Raw genomic sequence first — 13,760 nt, 5'->3', positions numbered from 1 at the left:
AGGTTTGAAGCATCGGACCAAAAGGAACATTCAACGTGAAGCCTTCTCCGTTGCATCAGAGATTTTCCGTTTTCGAGTATCAGTACCGCGACGCCGGCAACTGGAAGACCGCCGGCACGCTGCTGCTAACCGGCGCTTCTGACGACGCCGACACCACCATCCGCAACTCCCTCGAATGGGCCGACCAGTTCGTCGCCGAGCAAGTCGGCGTGCCGTCGCTCTGTCCCAAACACTTCGAGTCCACTGGCGACGGCCCATCCGACCTCGACCACGCCTACCACGAGTTCGTCCGCCTCCGCACCGCCACCCCCGCCGACCTATCTCTACCGCCCGCGGGCGATCTGCCCGACCTCGTCAAACGCTTCCGCGCCGCCGCCAACCGCTGGGACGTGACGCTTTCCCCCAACTGCGACCTCTAACTCGGGGTCAGAAAACTTCCCGCATCCATGTAGGACAACGCCGCGACGCACTGTCGGCAATCACCGTCGCGCCCGCTGCGACGGGCTGTCGGGCGCGCAACGGCCTTTGCACCATCGCTCCCGCGCTGCGAGACTCGCCCCGCTCCGGTCGCCCCGTACCCGCGATCACCCAACGCCACACGGACGCGGCGGAGCATGGACGCACCCGGCAATCCCGCCGGGTCGACACATGGACCGACAAGGAGATCACCGTGTCCCAGAACTTCGTTTCCCTCACCCTCACCCCCGACCAGGTCACCGGTGCGCGTGCCGGCCTCGACCAGATGGCCACCGCGCTGGCCGGGCTGGTGGCCATTCCCGATGCGGAGCGCCGCAACCTCATGTACATGGGGCCGCGCTCGGAGGTGTTCGTCCGGCAGACGCTGCGCGTGATGGCGGCCAACCCGCAGATCGTGCCGCCGAGCCTCGACCTGGCCGGCGCGTCGGCGGACCTCGCCACGCTCGACCAGCTGCGCCCGCTGCACGAGGACCTGCAGAAGCTGGTCGCGCGCCTGGCCGACACCATCGACCTGCTCGGCAGCGACGCGATGGACGTGGCGCTGGACGGCTACGCGCAGCTCAAGCTGTCCGGCGGCGACCACGGCCTGGACGAGCTGCGCCGGCAGCTTGGCACCCGCTTCAAGCGCGGCCGCCGCGAGGCCGCCGAGCCGGCGCCGGTGCCGGACATGGCGCCGGTCTGAGCCCGCGCGCAGCGTGGACGGGAAAGCCGCCTCCGGGCGGCTTTTTCGCATCTGGTGCCGATCATGCGGTCATCTCCGCCTAAAACGAGGTCCCGAACCTCATCGACGAGGTTGCGGACCTCATTCGCGAGGTTCCGGACCTCGTGCGCGAGGTCGCGGACCTCATGCGTCAGGTCCCGGACCCCGTCATCGAGGTCCCACACCTCATCGCCGGGGTCCGCGACCTCGTCAACGGGGTTCCGGACCTCGCGCACGAGGTCGACGACCTCGCTCATGACGTCCCGCACCTCGCCCCTCGCCGACGCGGTGCCACACTTGCGGCACGCGACAGGAGCTACGGATGAGCAGAACAGGAATAAAGCGCGGTATCGGGTGGGCGTTGGCAGTGCTGGTGGGGGTGCCCGCGCTCGCCTACCTGGCGCTGGTGGTCATCAACCGCAACGACGAGCCGCCCTCCGCGGACGTGGCGCGGCTGGTCGCGCTGCACCAGTCCGGCCCGGCGCTGGCCGACGCCGCCAACGGCCATGTCCATGCGCGCGACCTGGCCACCGGGCCGGGGGCGGTCGCCGACTACCGGGCCGCGCGCAGCCCCGCGGTTACGGCGCTCGCCCAGGCGTGCAGGCAGGCCGCGACCTGCGCGGAGGCGCTGGACGCCCATCCCGCGGTGCCCGCGCAGTGGCTGGACGCGGAGCAGTGGCTGCTGGCGCGCTACCGCCGCATGCTGGCGACCGAGGGTTGGCGGGAGGAGGTCCCCGAGGACCTTGCCGCGCAGTTGCCGGCGTACCAGCCGGCCATGGATGCCCAGCAGCTGCATCTGCTGGATGCACGGCGACTGGCGCTGGCGGGTGAGCCGGCGGCCGTGCGCGACCTGCTGGAGCGGGACCTGCTGTTCTGGCGGCAGGTGCTGGCCTCGTCGGACCTGCTGGTCACCAAGATGATCGCGGCCGCGGCCGTCCGGCATCACTTCGCGCTGGGCACTCTCGCCCTGCGGGCGTTGCCTGCGGGCGAGGCCGCGGCGGCCGTCCCGCCGTCCTGGCGGCAACCGGTGACGGTGGCCGAGCGCTCCCTCGCGAGGGCGCTGGCCGGCGAGTGGCAGCTGATCGCCAACTCGACGCGGGCGTGGTTGTCGCCCGCAGCCGTCTCCGACGCGGGTATCGGCGACCGGCTGCTGCGGCCGCTGTACCAGGAGCAGGCGACGCTCAACCGGGGCGCGGCGCGCATGGTCCGGCTGGGCGCGCTGTCGGAATTGCCGTACCCGGAGCTCGCGCCGGCGCTGGCGGGGCTTGCAACGCCGCCGGAGCACGCCGGGCCGAGGCTCCAGGTGTACAACCCGGTGGGCGCCATGCTCGATCCGGCGGCGGTCGAACCCGCCTATGGCGATTACATCGCACGGGCGGGTGACCTCGAAGGGGTGCGGCGCGCCGCGCTGCTGGCCGCCGACCTGCGCGGGCAGGGCGTTGGCCCGGATGCGGCAGCAGCGGCCCTCCGCGCGGCCACGCTGCGTGGTCCGTATGACGGCGCCCCGTTCAAGTGGGACGCGACCAGCGGATCGGTGGTGTTCGATGGCCTGGCCCACGGCGAGCGCGGGCGGTACGCGGTTCCGCTGTAGGAGCCGCGGTCGCCCAAAGAAAAACCCCGCGCGATGCGGGGTTCTTCCTGTAAGGCACCGGTGGCCGGTTGAACCGGCGGCCTGGCCTACGGCTGGTAGCAGGCGCCGCTGGCGTCGTGCTCGATCCGGATCAGCTCGCCGCCGCCGGCGCCCCAGGCATTGCCGTCGGCAAAGATCAGGCAGCCCTGGCCCTTGTAGAGCACCTGCATGCGGCGCGCGTCGTTGCCGAAGTAGAACGGGATCCAGCGCTTGCCGGATTCGTAGCTGTGCTGGCGGTCGGGCACGCGGTCCATGACCTGCTGCACGGCCTGGATGTCCATGCCGATGGTGAGCCGGGTGAACTTGCTGCCCGGCGCCGGCGTGCCGACGATCGCGTCGGCCGGCACTTCCCCGGCGCCTGCGGTCTGCGGGGCGGCCGCGGCGCTGTCGCTGTTGCCGGTGGTGGCGCAGGCGGCGCAGACGCTGGCGAGGGCCACGATGGCCAAATGGCGGAACGTACTCATTACTCATCTCCCTGAGATCGCCGGTGGCCGGGAAGGCCTCATGCCTTCCTGCTGGCGAAGCGCGGAGACTGCCGGCGGAGGTACGTCCCGTCAATGAACCGCCGGAGCCGGAACGGTCTGGCAGGATCCACTTTTCGACGTCTGGAGCGCAAAGGGATTGAACCTGCCACTGAAATGCCGCTGCGGCGCGCCGCGCCCCGGAGGGGGTCAGCCGCGAGCAGCGCCGGGAGCTGGAGCGCGACGCTGGCTGAGCGCCAGCCCGCCCGGCGCGCGGGGCGCTCGATCGGAAATCGTCGATTACCACTGATGCAACGGAGCCTGCCATGAAGAGCCTGCCCAATATCCACCCCGGCGAAGTCCTGTTGGAGGAGTTCATCGTCCCGCTGGGCATCAGCCAGAACGCGTTGGCCCGTGCTACCGGTGTCCCGCCGCGCCGCATCAACGAGATCGTGCTGGGCAAGCGGAGCGTAACGGCCGATACCGCCGTACGTTTGGCCGCCGCGCTGGGTACCAGCGAGCGGTTCTGGCTGGGCCTGCAGGCCGATTACGACCTCGAGGAGGCGCACCGCGCGCTGGGGCCGGCGGTCGATCGGATCGCGCGGATCGCCGCGTAGCAAGGCGCCCCGTGCTGACCGCCCACGCCGGCTGCGGTAGCCTTCCCGTCCCCCGAAACCCCTGGTCCGAACCATGAGAGCCACCGTCGTCGGTCTGGTGACCCCGCACCTGTTGCGCGTCATCGACCTCGCCAATGAAGCCGAAAAGGGCGTCAACGTGGACTGGCACGTGCGCGACGCGGTGTCCCGTTCGATGGCCGAGCTGGCCGACCAGTACAACGCAGCGACCCTGATGCAGGCGCTGGTCGACGGTCTGGAAAGTGCCGCCGGCAACGCCCCGAGGGGCCGCACCGCCTACGCCCGCGTGCTGCAGTCCGCCGCCACCGCCGCCCGCGGGATGCTGCGCCACTGAGGCATCGCCACAGAGCCAGATACAAGGACTGGCTGATGCACTGCTGGCTGGAGGTCGGCGACCAGTCGCTGATGGGCGCGGATATGGACGTCGAGTGGGCGCCGAACGTCGACAAGCCGAAGAACGGCTTCGACGTCACCCTGCACACCGAGGACGCCGCGCAGGCGCGCCGCTGGTTCGATGCGCTGAAGGAGGGCGGCAAGGTCGGCATGGATTTCGCCGAAACCTTCTGGTCGCCCGGCTACGGCAGCCTGACCGACCGCTTCGGCGTGCCGTGGATGGTCAACACGATCCCCGGCCCGGACTGGAAGCCGGCGCAGTCGGGCTGACGGGGCCTACCCCCGCCGCGCCGCCTCGATCGCGGCGACGTCGATCTTGCGCATCGTCATCATCGCGTCGAAGGCGCGCTTGGCGGCGGCGCGGTCGGGGTCGGTCCAGGCGTCGGTCAGCACCCGCGGGGTGATCTGCCACGACACGCCCCAGCGGTCCTTGCACCAGCCGCACTCGCTCTCCTGGCCGCCGTTGCCGACGATGGCGTCCCAGTAGCGGTCGGTCTCGGCCTGGTCGTCGGTCGCCACCTGGAACGAGAACGCCTCGCTGTGTCTGAACGTGGGGCCGCCGTTGAGGCCCATGCACGGGATGCCCATCACGGTGAAGTCGACCACCAGCACATCGCCCTGCTTGCCGTCGGGGTAGTCGCCGGGGGCATGGTGGACGGCGTCGACCGAGCTGTCGGGGAAGGTCTTCGCGTAGAAGGTCGCGGCGTCCAGCGCGTCGCCGTCGAACCACAGGCAGATGGTGTTCTTGGGGGTCATGCGGAGTCTCCTCGGGTGGGCGGTCGCAGCCGCCAGTGCACTGTCGACGGGCGAGGGGGGCCGGGATCGACAGTGCACCGCCCCGGTTCACTCCGCCAGGTTGCAGTAGGCGTCCAGCACGTCGTCCTCACTTGCTGACACGAACACCGTCGGCGCGGTCGCGGGGGACGTGTGCGGCAGCAGGAACGTGGCCCGCACGGTTACCTGGGAGTCGCTGAAGTTGCGCGCGGTGTGCGGGTTGCGCGGTGCCACGAACGCCTCGCCCGCCGCGTAGACGTGTCCCACGCAGTCGTCATCGATGATGGTGAGGGTGCCACCGGTCACGATGCCGAAGGTCGGGCCCGGGTGGATGTGCCAGTCGATGCCGCCGACCCCGGCCGGGAGGTTGATGTTGGCGGCCATGGCGTCGAACTGCCGGCCGCTCGGGTCGCCGGGCATGACGACCTTCACCGGGCCGTCGATCACCGAGCCGTCGGCGACGCCGCGGGCGCCGTTGGTGACGGTGGCGCCGCCGAGGACGGTTCCGGCGGCCACCGGCGCCGCGACCGCGATCAGGCCGGCCGCCGCCGCGATGGTCATGGCGTTGCGGAGGTTTTCGCGCTTCATGGATTTCATGGCTGTTCTCCTGTCGGTTGCTCCCCCCGGTCGCCCTGGAATCCAGTATCCGCAGGTCCCCGCGGCCTGCATGAAGGTTCCACCAAGATTCCCCGAAGATTCCCCGAAGATTCCCCGGGGCCGGAGTAAGCTGGTCCCGCGGCACCGGGACGGATGTTCGAGGGCGACGGTTCGAGGACGACGATGGACAGCGCGAAGGCGGCGGCCGTTTGCCCGCCGGCAATCTTCGAGTTCGCGGACCTGGCGCTCGACACGCGCCAGCACGCCGTGTTCCGCGGTGCCGCGCGCATTCCGCTGCCCAGGCTGACCTACGAACTGTTGCGCGCGCTGGTCGAGGCGGCACCGGCGCTGCTCACCCATGACGACATCGCCGGGCAGGTCTGGCGCGGACGGCTGGTGACGCCGGAAACGATCGCGCAGCGCGTGCTGCTGTTGCGGCGCGCACTGGGTGACGACGCCGGCAACCCGCGCTACCTGCGCGTGGTCCGCGGCCTGGGGTGCCAGATCATCCCGCCGGTGCGCGTGCGGCGGGCCGCGTCGTCGCCGGTGCCGGCGGCGGCCGAGAGCGTGACCGGCCTTGTCCACAACATGGACCTGTCGCTGCCGGGGCAGCCGTCGATCGTCGTCCTGCCGTTCGATACCGACGGCGACGCCGGGCACCGCGACATCGCGCTCGGGCTGACCCACGACATCGCGACCCGCGTCGCACGGACCCGTGCGTTCTTCGTGATCGCGCGGGGGACGGCGTTCCGCTTCGCGCCGGGGGCGCACGACCCGGGCGAGGTGTCGCGTGCACTTGGCGTCCGCTACGTGGTGCAAGGCGACGTGCGGGTGGCCGGTTCGTCCATGCACATCAACGTGGCGCTGGCCGATGCGGTCGAGGGCAGGGAACTGTGGGCGGACAGCTTCCAGCGCCGGCTGGACAACGTGTTCGACGCGCAGGAGGAGATCACCGACCTGGTCGTCGGCGCGATCGCGATGGAGGTCGAACTGGCGGAGCGGCAGCGCGCCCTGCTCGAAGCGCCCGCGAACCTGGGGGCGTGGAGCGCCTACCACCGCGGCTGCTGGCACATGTACCGCTTCACCCCGCAGGACTACGAGCAGGCGGAGCGGTACTTCCAGCTGGCGGCGCGGCTCGATCCGGGCTCGGCGCGCGCCTTCGCCGGGCTGTCGTTCGTGCACTGGCAGCGGGCGTTCTTCGACCTGTCGCCGGACCGCGCCGGGGAGGTCGAGCGGGCGTTCGAACTGGCCCTGCAGAGCTACTCCATCAACCCGCACGAACCGCTGGCCCACTGGGCGCTGGGCCGGGCGCACCTGCTGCGCGGCGAGATGGGCGACTCCATCACCGCGCTGGACGAGGCGACGGTGCTCAACCCGAGCTTCGCCGTCGGCCAGTACACGCTGGGCTTCGCGCTGATGCAGGCCGGCGACACCGCGCATGCCATCGAGCGGGCCGGCCGGGCGCGGCGGCTGAGCCCGTACGACCCGATGGGTTTCGCGATGATCGGCGTGCGTGGCTTCAGCCTGACGCTGGACGGCCACCACGACGAGGCGGCCGACGTGATGGCGCTGGCGGTACGGCAGCCCAACGCGCACTACCACCTGGTCGCCATGGCCACCGTGTGCGACGCGCCGGCCGAGCGCAAGGCGGAGGCGCGGCGCAACCTGGCGCGGCTGCACGCGGCGGCGCCGGGTTACGGCGAGCGGGACTTCCTGCGCGCGTTCCAGTTACGGCAACCCGCGCATGCCCGGCTTGTCGGCGACGCGTTCCGCCGTCTGGGCCGGTTGCGTCCCGCCGGCCGGGGGACGCAGGCGGGGCGCGCGTCGCCGCCGCGTTAGCATGGCTCTCCTGTCGCCACGGCGGCACCTTCCGTCGAGGCGACAGCACCGCTTGAGCACCATCTTCCAGTCCCTGCGCAACTACAACTACCGGCTGTGGGCGGCGGGGGCGCTGGTTTCCAACGTCGGCACGTGGATGCAGCGCATCGGGCAGGACTGGCTGGTGCTGACGGTGCTGACCGACAACAACGCCACCGCGGTGGGCGTGGTGATGGCGCTGCAGTTCGGGCCGCCGCTGCTGTTGCTGCCGGTGACCGGCTACGTGGCCGACCACTGGGACCGCCGCCTGCTGCTGCTGGCCACCCAGGCCGCGGCGGGGTTGCTGGCGCTGGGCCTGGGCGTGCTGACGTTGGCCGGGGTGGTGCAGCTGTGGCACGTGTACGGGTTCGCGTTCCTGCTGGGCTGCGTCACCGCGTTCGACGCGCCGGCGCGGCAGGCGTTCGTGTCGGACCTGGTCAGCGATGAGCACCTGGCCAACGCGGTGGCGCTCAACTCGGCGTCGTTCAACGCGGCGCGGATGTTGGGGCCGGCGGTGGCGGGCGTGCTGATCGCGGCGATCGGCGAGGGCTGGCTGTTCGTGGTCAACGCCGGCTCGTACGCGGCGGTGCTGGTGTCGCTGTGGTTCCTGCGGGTGCACGAGCTGCACGGCGAGGCGTTGCCGGAGCACTCGCGCGGCAGCCTGCTGGCGGGCTTCGGCTACGTCTGGCGGCGGCCGGACCTGATGGCGGTGCTGGTGATGCTGTTCCTGCTGGGGACCTTCGGCTTCAACTTCGCGATCTTCATTTCCACCATGTCGGTGACGGTGTTCGGCGGCGATGCCAGCCAGTACGGCCTGCTGACCTCGGCGATGGCCGCGGGGACGATGAGCGGGGCGCTGCTGTCGGCGCGCCGGCCGGTGCCGGGGATGGTGCTGATGGCGGTGTCGGCCGCGGGCTTCGGCGCGAGCGTGGCGCTGGCGGCGGTGATGCCGGGGGCGGTGTCGTTCGGCGTGGCGCTGTTCTTCGTCGGGCTGGCGGCGTTGACCTTCATGACCGCCAGCAACTCGATGATGCAGCTGACCACCGAGCGGACGATGCGCGGCCGGGTGCTGGCGCTGCGGATCGCGGTGGTGATGGGCGGCACGCCGCTGGGCGCGCCGCTGGTCGGCTGGGTGGTGGACCGCTTCGGCGCGCGCTGGGCGATGGGGGTGGCGGCGCTGGCGGGGGTCGCGGCGACCGCGGTGGCGGTGGGCTACCTGGTCCGCTACCGCGGCCTGCGGCTGGCGCGGGAGGGCGGGTGGCCACGCCTGGCGATCAAGCCGGCGCCGGCCGACGAGACCGGCGTACGGGTGGCCGCCGGTGAGCGGGTGACGTAGCGCCGGCTAGTCGGCCGGTTCTGCCGCGCCCTCGGCTTCTGCCGCGAGCATGCCGACGGTGGCGATCCGTGACCCGAGCATCCCGCACACGCGCAGCCGGGTGCCGTCCAGCATGACGGCGGCGCCGACAGCCGGGTCGCGGTCGAGGTTCTGCCGGGCCACCTGCTCCAGCGTGTCCTCGTCCGCGCCGGGCAGATGCACGCCGTAGGAGTTGCGCAGGTCCTCCACCGTGGTGCCGCCCTTGAGCCGCAGCTCGACCCGCGGCAGCGGCTCGGTCGCGGCGTCGCCGGCCTGCGAGAACGTGCGGTCCACGAACGGCCGGGTGATCGGCCGCAGCACCGCGAACAGGTGGTCGTCGGCACGCAGGACGGTCGAGCCGCGCGGCGGGATCACCTCGTCGCCGCGCGTGATCATGGCGATGACGGTGTCCTCGGGCAGCGCCATCCGCGACAGCCGCCGGCCGACCGCACGCGAGTCCGCGGCGACCGTGTACTCGACGATGTCGGCGTTGACGTTGCCCAGCGAGGTGATCTCCAGCGTCGCCGGCGGGCGGGGCGGCGGCGTCTCGGCCAGGCCGAGCCGGCGGGCGACGGAGGCCAGGGTCGATCCCTGCATCACCGCCGAGATCAGCACCACGAAGAACACCACGTTGAAGATCACCGGCGCGCCCGGGAGCTCGAACAGCAGCGGGAAGATCGCCAGCACGATCGGTACCGAGCCGCGCAGGCCGACCCACGACACCAGTGCGGTCGCCCGCGTGCTGAAGCCGAACGGCAGCATCACCGGCACCACCGCCAGCGGCCGCGCGACGAACATCAGCGCCAGCGCGATCAGCAGCCCCTGTATCCACACGTCCAGCAGCGCCATCGGGTCGATCAGCAGGCCCAGCACCACGAACATGGTGATCTGCGCCAGCCACGCCATGCCGTCGTGGAACAGGAAGACCGTGCGCTTGAAGGCGAAGTGGCTGTTGCCGACCACCACGCCGGCGATGAAGATCGCCAGGAAGCCGCTGCCGCCGATGTTGGCCGCCAGCCCGAACGCCAGCAGGCCGCAGGCGGTCACCAGCACCGGATACATGCCGGTGGCCTGCAGCCGGATGCGCCGCAACAGGGCGACCGCGCCCGCGCCGACGCCCAGCCCGACCACCGCGCCCAGCCCCATCTGCATCAGGAACAGCTTGAGCAGCCCGACGCCGAGCGGCACGTCGTTGGCGATCACCTCGATCAGCCCGATGGTCAGGAAGATCGCCATCGGGTCGTTGGAGGCGCTCTCCACCTCCAGCAGGGCCTTCAGCCGCGGGCGGATGTGGATGTTGGCGTTGCGCAGCTGGGCGAACACCGCCGCGGCGTCGGTCGAGCCGACGATGGCGCCGATCAGCAGGCCGTTGAGCAGCGGCCAGTCGAGCACGTACGCGGCGACCACGCCGGTGACCACCGCGGTCACCAGCACGCCCAGCGTCGCCAGCACCGAGGCGGGTTTCCACACCGAGCGGATCGACGCGACCGGCGTCTGCAGGCCGCCGTCGTACAGGATCACCGCCAGTGCCAGCGTGCCCAGCGCATGCGCCGCGGTCGGGTTGTCGAAGGCGATGCCGCCGATGCCGCGCTCGCCGGCCAGCATGCCCACGATCAGGAACAGCACCAGTACCGGCAGCCCCAGACGCGCGGACGCCTTGCTGGACACCACGCCCAGCAGGATCAGCACGGCGGCCAGGAGGAGGATCTGGTCGATCACGAACATGCGTGGTGCGTTCCTGCGTTGACGGGGATCCTTGAACCCTACCGCCGATCCGCCCGGTCGTGGCCGCTCAGCTGCCGGGGCCGGTTCCGTGCTGGTCCAGCGCGTGGTGGATCAGCACCACGCACTGCGAGGCGAACAGCATGGTCCGGCCGAGGGTGATCTTCTTCGCGCCCAGCCGTTCGAGGCTGCCGAAGGTCTTCTTCGGCATCGGGATGTGGTCGGTCAGCAGGAAGCAGGGGTTGCCGGCGAACGACTCCGCACCGATCGGCGTGCCCTTGCGGTCCATCACGTAGAGCTGGTGGTCGCCCGCCAGCTGCTGCACCAGCCGCTCGAAGCTGATCGTCTGCACGGTGACGCCGGACTCGACCGGGCGGGTCTCCTCCTTGCCCATGCCGCGCGAGGCGTCCAGCGCGCGGGCGACCTTGCCCAGCAACGACTGCTCGTCGAAACCGCCGATGGCGTGCATGGCGTTGGCGTCGAACCGCACCGTGCGCGAGAAGTCCTGTGTGCTTTCCAGTACCAGGTAGACCACAACGTCCGGCCGGTGCGACTGCGCCACGAAGATGGCGTTCATCAGCGTGTGCGCGAGGATCTCGGTGTGGGCCTCGGTGCCGACGGCGGCGAGCAGCCGGTGGCTGTCGGTGGGGGCGGCGCGGGCGCGCAGGACGAAGGTTCGCATGGGCGGATTGTCCATCAAGCCGATGCGACAATGGGCGCCCTTCTCGCCGTCGTCCGAACCCATGCTCCCATTGCGCGTCGCCCTGGTCGTCCTGCTGCTGGTGGCCAATATCCTCGTCCACGTCGGGCCGCTGCTGGCCGTGGCGCTGGTCAAGGCGCTGCTGCCGCTGGACCGGCTGCGCAAGGCGGCCAACCCGGTGCTGGCGGGCATCGCCGAGAGCTGGATCGCGGTCAACAACCGTGTGATCGACGGCCTGCTGCACACCCGGGTGGCGGTGCAGCAGCACGGCGAGGTGGACCTGCGGCACGACGGCCATTACCTGGTGCTGGCCAACCACCAGAGCTGGGTGGACATCCTGGTGCTGCAGAAGGCCTTCAACCGGCGCATCCCGCTGATGCGGTTCTTCCTGAAGCGGCAGCTGTTCTGGGTGCCGCTGCTGGGGCTGGCGTGGTGGGCGCTGGATTTTCCGTTCATGGGCCGCCACACGCCCAAGCAGATCGCGCGCCGGCCGGAGCTGGCGGGACGCGACATCGAGGCCACCCGCCGCGCCTGCGCGAAGTTCCGCGAGATCCCGGTGGCGATCATGAACTTCGTCGAGGGCACGCGGTTCACCCCGGCCAAGCACGCGCGGCAGGGCGGGCCGTACCGCCACCTGCTCAAGCCCAAGTCGGGCGGGGTGGCGTTCGTGCTGGACGCGATGGGCAAGGGCCTGCACTCGATCCTCGACGTGACCATCGCCTATCCGGGTGGGCGGCCGTCGATGATCGACCTGCTGGCCGACCGGGTCGCGGAGATCCGGGTGAGCGTGCGCCAGCGGGCCATCCCGGCCGAGCTGCTGCACGGCGACTACCAGAACGACCGCGCCTTCCGCGCCCGCTTCCAGCAGTGGATGAACGGCCTGTGGCGCGAGAAGGACGCCGAGATGGAGCGTCTGCTGGCCGGCTGAGGGCTGCTCACGTCGCGCGCACCACGGGCTTGCGACGCTCTCCACCATCCGACCGTGGAGGCCGCCATGTCCGGGACACCGATCACCGGCGAATCGAGCAACAGCAAGGTCGCGGCGGTGTTTGCGACCACCACCGCGGCCCGCGATGCCGCGCGAGAAGTGGTCGCGGCGCTGTCGCTGGATGCCGGCCAGGTCAAGGTGATCACGCCGTCCGAACCGCACCCGGGCCGCAAGCTGGAGCCCGAGAGCCGCGGCATCTGGCACACCATCGTCCTCGCCCACATCAAGCTGGGCATCGTCGGCGCGGTGCTGGGGCTGGTGGCGTTCGCGATCGCCTATGCGATGGGCATCCGCTACGTGACCAGCTCGCCGGTGGCAACCGCGCTGGTGCTGTTGTTCTTCGGCACCGTCGCCGGGCTGTTCATGGGCGGGCTGGTATCGCTGCGCCCCGACCACGACCGCTACGTGCTCGCCGCCCGCGAGGCGATGGACCACGGCCGCACCACGGTGGTGGTGCACGCGTTCACCGCCGCGCAGGCCGACCAGGCGGCGGACCTGCTGCGCGGGCAGGGCGGCGAGGTCACGTCGACGCTGTAGCCGCAACGGCGCGCGGTTGAATCCTGCGGAGTGGCCGCCGACAATTTGCGCTGCGTCACAGATTGGCGGCCGCAACGCATGCGGTCGCCTGTATCCATAACAGGGGACCACATGAAGAAGACCAGCCTGATGGCGGCGTTGGCCGCCGTCGTCGGGGGTGCCGTCCTGGCACCCGCCACCGCGCTCGCCCAGAACCAGCCGATCGAAGTCTGGCAGCCGCCGCAGGGCGAGGCCGACCCCGCCCGCCGCATCCCGGCCCCGGCACCGGCCACGGACACCGCGACGCCGACCGGCCCCGCGACCTCCGTGGCGGTGCCGGTCGCGCCCGCGCAGCCGTACTACACCGCGCCGGCCACCCCGGACCTCGGCGGCCTCTTCCTTGGCGTGCAGGGCGGCAAGGGCTGGGTCTTCGACGACATCGACCAGTCCGCACTGCTGGTCAATGCCGGCTACCGCTGGCAGGCCGGCTCCGTCACGCTGGTGGGGATCGAGGCGGCCGCCGGGCGGCTGGACGACGCCAACGAGGGCGGTATGTCGATCGAAGGCCTCGACTACGCCAGCATCGGCGCCAACGCGCGCTTCAACTTCGGTGCCGGCAACCCGGTCTTCGCACTCGTTCGCGCGGGCTACTGGCAGGCGGACGACGTCCTGTACGGCGGCACCGTTGATGGCGGCTACGTCGGCGTCGGGCTGGGCGTGGACATCAACCGCCACTTCAACCTCAAGGCGGTCTACACCAACCACGTGTACTTCAGCGATTACGGCTACTACAACGGCGGCTACCACTACGACTTCAACCGTGCCGATACGCTGATGCTGGGTGCCGAAGTGCGGTTCTGAGCGGTCACGCGCGTCGGACCGCCAGGCTCTCGACAACGGAAAAGACCGCCTCCGGGGCGGCCTTTTCCATGGGTGTGCCGGGCATGTCGCCGGCC

16 protein-coding genes are annotated in these 13,760 nt (G+C 70.9%); 11 read left to right on the top strand and 5 right to left on the bottom strand.

Annotation, left to right across the window (positions count from 1 at the left end; all coding sequences use genetic code 11):
* Nucleotides 1-35: 35 nt before the first annotated feature.
* The 3 genes from N799_RS01285 to N799_RS01270 all read left to right on the top strand — a co-directional run bounded on the left by N799_RS01285 (nucleotide 36) and on the right by N799_RS01270 (nucleotide 2,768).
* Nucleotides 36-419, top strand: a complete 384-nt coding sequence (locus tag N799_RS01285) for a hypothetical protein (protein WP_152597753.1) — start codon at nucleotides 36-38, stop codon at nucleotides 417-419.
* Between the two features lie 251 nt (nucleotides 420-670).
* Nucleotides 671-1,159, top strand: coding sequence for a hypothetical protein (locus N799_RS01280; RefSeq protein ID WP_036206550.1), 489 nt, complete (start codon nucleotides 671-673; stop codon nucleotides 1,157-1,159).
* A gap of 340 nt (nucleotides 1,160-1,499) precedes the next feature.
* A complete protein-coding gene (locus N799_RS01270; RefSeq protein ID WP_152597752.1) occupies nucleotides 1,500-2,768 on the top strand; it encodes a hypothetical protein in 1,269 nt (422 codons plus the stop codon).
* 86 nt (nucleotides 2,769-2,854) lie between these two features.
* On the opposite strand, the gene N799_RS01265 is transcribed toward N799_RS01270, so the two are convergent.
* Entirely contained in the window at nucleotides 2,855-3,271 is a 417-nt protein-coding gene (locus N799_RS01265) for a hypothetical protein (protein WP_036206543.1), read from the bottom strand.
* A 323-nt stretch (nucleotides 3,272-3,594) separates the two neighbouring features.
* Here N799_RS01265 and N799_RS01260 point away from each other — a divergent pair, with 323 nt between their 5' ends.
* The 3 genes from N799_RS01260 (at nucleotide 3,595) to N799_RS01250 (ending at nucleotide 4,566) form a co-directional block, all read left to right on the top strand.
* Complete coding sequence (locus tag N799_RS01260; RefSeq protein WP_036206541.1) at nucleotides 3,595-3,885, top strand: HigA family addiction module antitoxin; 291 nt, start codon at nucleotides 3,595-3,597, stop codon at nucleotides 3,883-3,885.
* Nucleotides 3,886-3,958: 73 nt separating this feature from the next.
* Nucleotides 3,959-4,237: a hypothetical protein gene (locus N799_RS15025; protein WP_036206539.1), complete on the top strand. Its 279-nt coding sequence runs from the start codon at nucleotides 3,959-3,961 to the stop codon at nucleotides 4,235-4,237.
* Between the two features lie 35 nt (nucleotides 4,238-4,272).
* Nucleotides 4,273-4,566: a VOC family protein gene (locus N799_RS01250; RefSeq protein WP_238978675.1), complete on the top strand. Its 294-nt coding sequence runs from the start codon at nucleotides 4,273-4,275 to the stop codon at nucleotides 4,564-4,566.
* A gap of 6 nt (nucleotides 4,567-4,572) precedes the next feature.
* Here the strand turns inward: N799_RS01250 and N799_RS01245 are convergent, their stop codons facing one another.
* Nucleotides 4,573-5,052, bottom strand: a complete 480-nt coding sequence (locus N799_RS01245; protein ID WP_036206537.1) for a VOC family protein — start codon at nucleotides 5,050-5,052, stop codon at nucleotides 4,573-4,575.
* A gap of 87 nt (nucleotides 5,053-5,139) precedes the next feature.
* Nucleotides 5,140-5,667 (bottom strand): cupin domain-containing protein, encoded by a 528-nt coding sequence (locus N799_RS01240; RefSeq protein WP_152597751.1) that lies wholly within the window; start codon nucleotides 5,665-5,667, stop codon nucleotides 5,140-5,142.
* A gap of 183 nt (nucleotides 5,668-5,850) precedes the next feature.
* Between N799_RS01240 and N799_RS01235 the strand changes: the two genes are divergently transcribed.
* Both N799_RS01235 and N799_RS01230 read left to right on the top strand, forming a co-directional pair.
* On the top strand, nucleotides 5,851-7,506 hold the full coding sequence (locus tag N799_RS01235; protein ID WP_052100921.1) for a winged helix-turn-helix domain-containing tetratricopeptide repeat protein: 1,656 nt from the start codon (nucleotides 5,851-5,853) through the stop codon (nucleotides 7,504-7,506).
* A 52-nt stretch (nucleotides 7,507-7,558) separates the two neighbouring features.
* The gene (locus N799_RS01230; RefSeq protein WP_036206534.1) at nucleotides 7,559-8,860 is read left to right on the top strand and encodes an MFS transporter; all 1,302 of its coding nucleotides are present in this window, start codon (nucleotides 7,559-7,561) and stop codon (nucleotides 8,858-8,860) included.
* A gap of 6 nt (nucleotides 8,861-8,866) precedes the next feature.
* On the opposite strand, the gene N799_RS01225 is transcribed toward N799_RS01230, so the two are convergent.
* Both N799_RS01225 and trmY read right to left on the bottom strand, forming a co-directional pair.
* Nucleotides 8,867-10,603, bottom strand: a complete 1,737-nt coding sequence (locus N799_RS01225) for a potassium/proton antiporter (protein WP_036206530.1) — start codon at nucleotides 10,601-10,603, stop codon at nucleotides 8,867-8,869.
* A 67-nt stretch (nucleotides 10,604-10,670) separates the two neighbouring features.
* Complete coding sequence (gene trmY, locus N799_RS01220; protein ID WP_036206834.1) at nucleotides 10,671-11,282, bottom strand: tRNA (pseudouridine(54)-N(1))-methyltransferase TrmY; 612 nt, start codon at nucleotides 11,280-11,282, stop codon at nucleotides 10,671-10,673.
* A gap of 61 nt (nucleotides 11,283-11,343) precedes the next feature.
* On the opposite strand from trmY, the gene N799_RS14195 reads away from it, so the two are divergent.
* The 3 genes from N799_RS14195 (at nucleotide 11,344) to N799_RS14190 (ending at nucleotide 13,665) form a co-directional block, all read left to right on the top strand.
* Nucleotides 11,344-12,228 (top strand): acyltransferase, encoded by an 885-nt coding sequence (locus N799_RS14195; protein WP_052100919.1) that lies wholly within the window; start codon nucleotides 11,344-11,346, stop codon nucleotides 12,226-12,228.
* 66 nt (nucleotides 12,229-12,294) lie between these two features.
* Nucleotides 12,295-12,825, top strand: coding sequence for a hypothetical protein (locus N799_RS01210; RefSeq protein ID WP_036206829.1), 531 nt, complete (start codon nucleotides 12,295-12,297; stop codon nucleotides 12,823-12,825).
* Between the two features lie 111 nt (nucleotides 12,826-12,936).
* On the top strand, nucleotides 12,937-13,665 hold the full coding sequence (locus N799_RS14190; RefSeq protein WP_052100915.1) for an outer membrane beta-barrel protein: 729 nt from the start codon (nucleotides 12,937-12,939) through the stop codon (nucleotides 13,663-13,665).
* Nucleotides 13,666-13,760 lie beyond the last annotated feature (95 nt).

Source organism: Lysobacter arseniciresistens ZS79 (assembly GCF_000768335.1).
GTDB classification, from domain to species: domain Bacteria; phylum Pseudomonadota; class Gammaproteobacteria; order Xanthomonadales; family Xanthomonadaceae; genus Novilysobacter; species Novilysobacter arseniciresistens.
The sequence above is the reverse complement of the archived record's forward strand: the minus strand, read 5'-3'. Positions and strand labels throughout refer to the sequence as shown.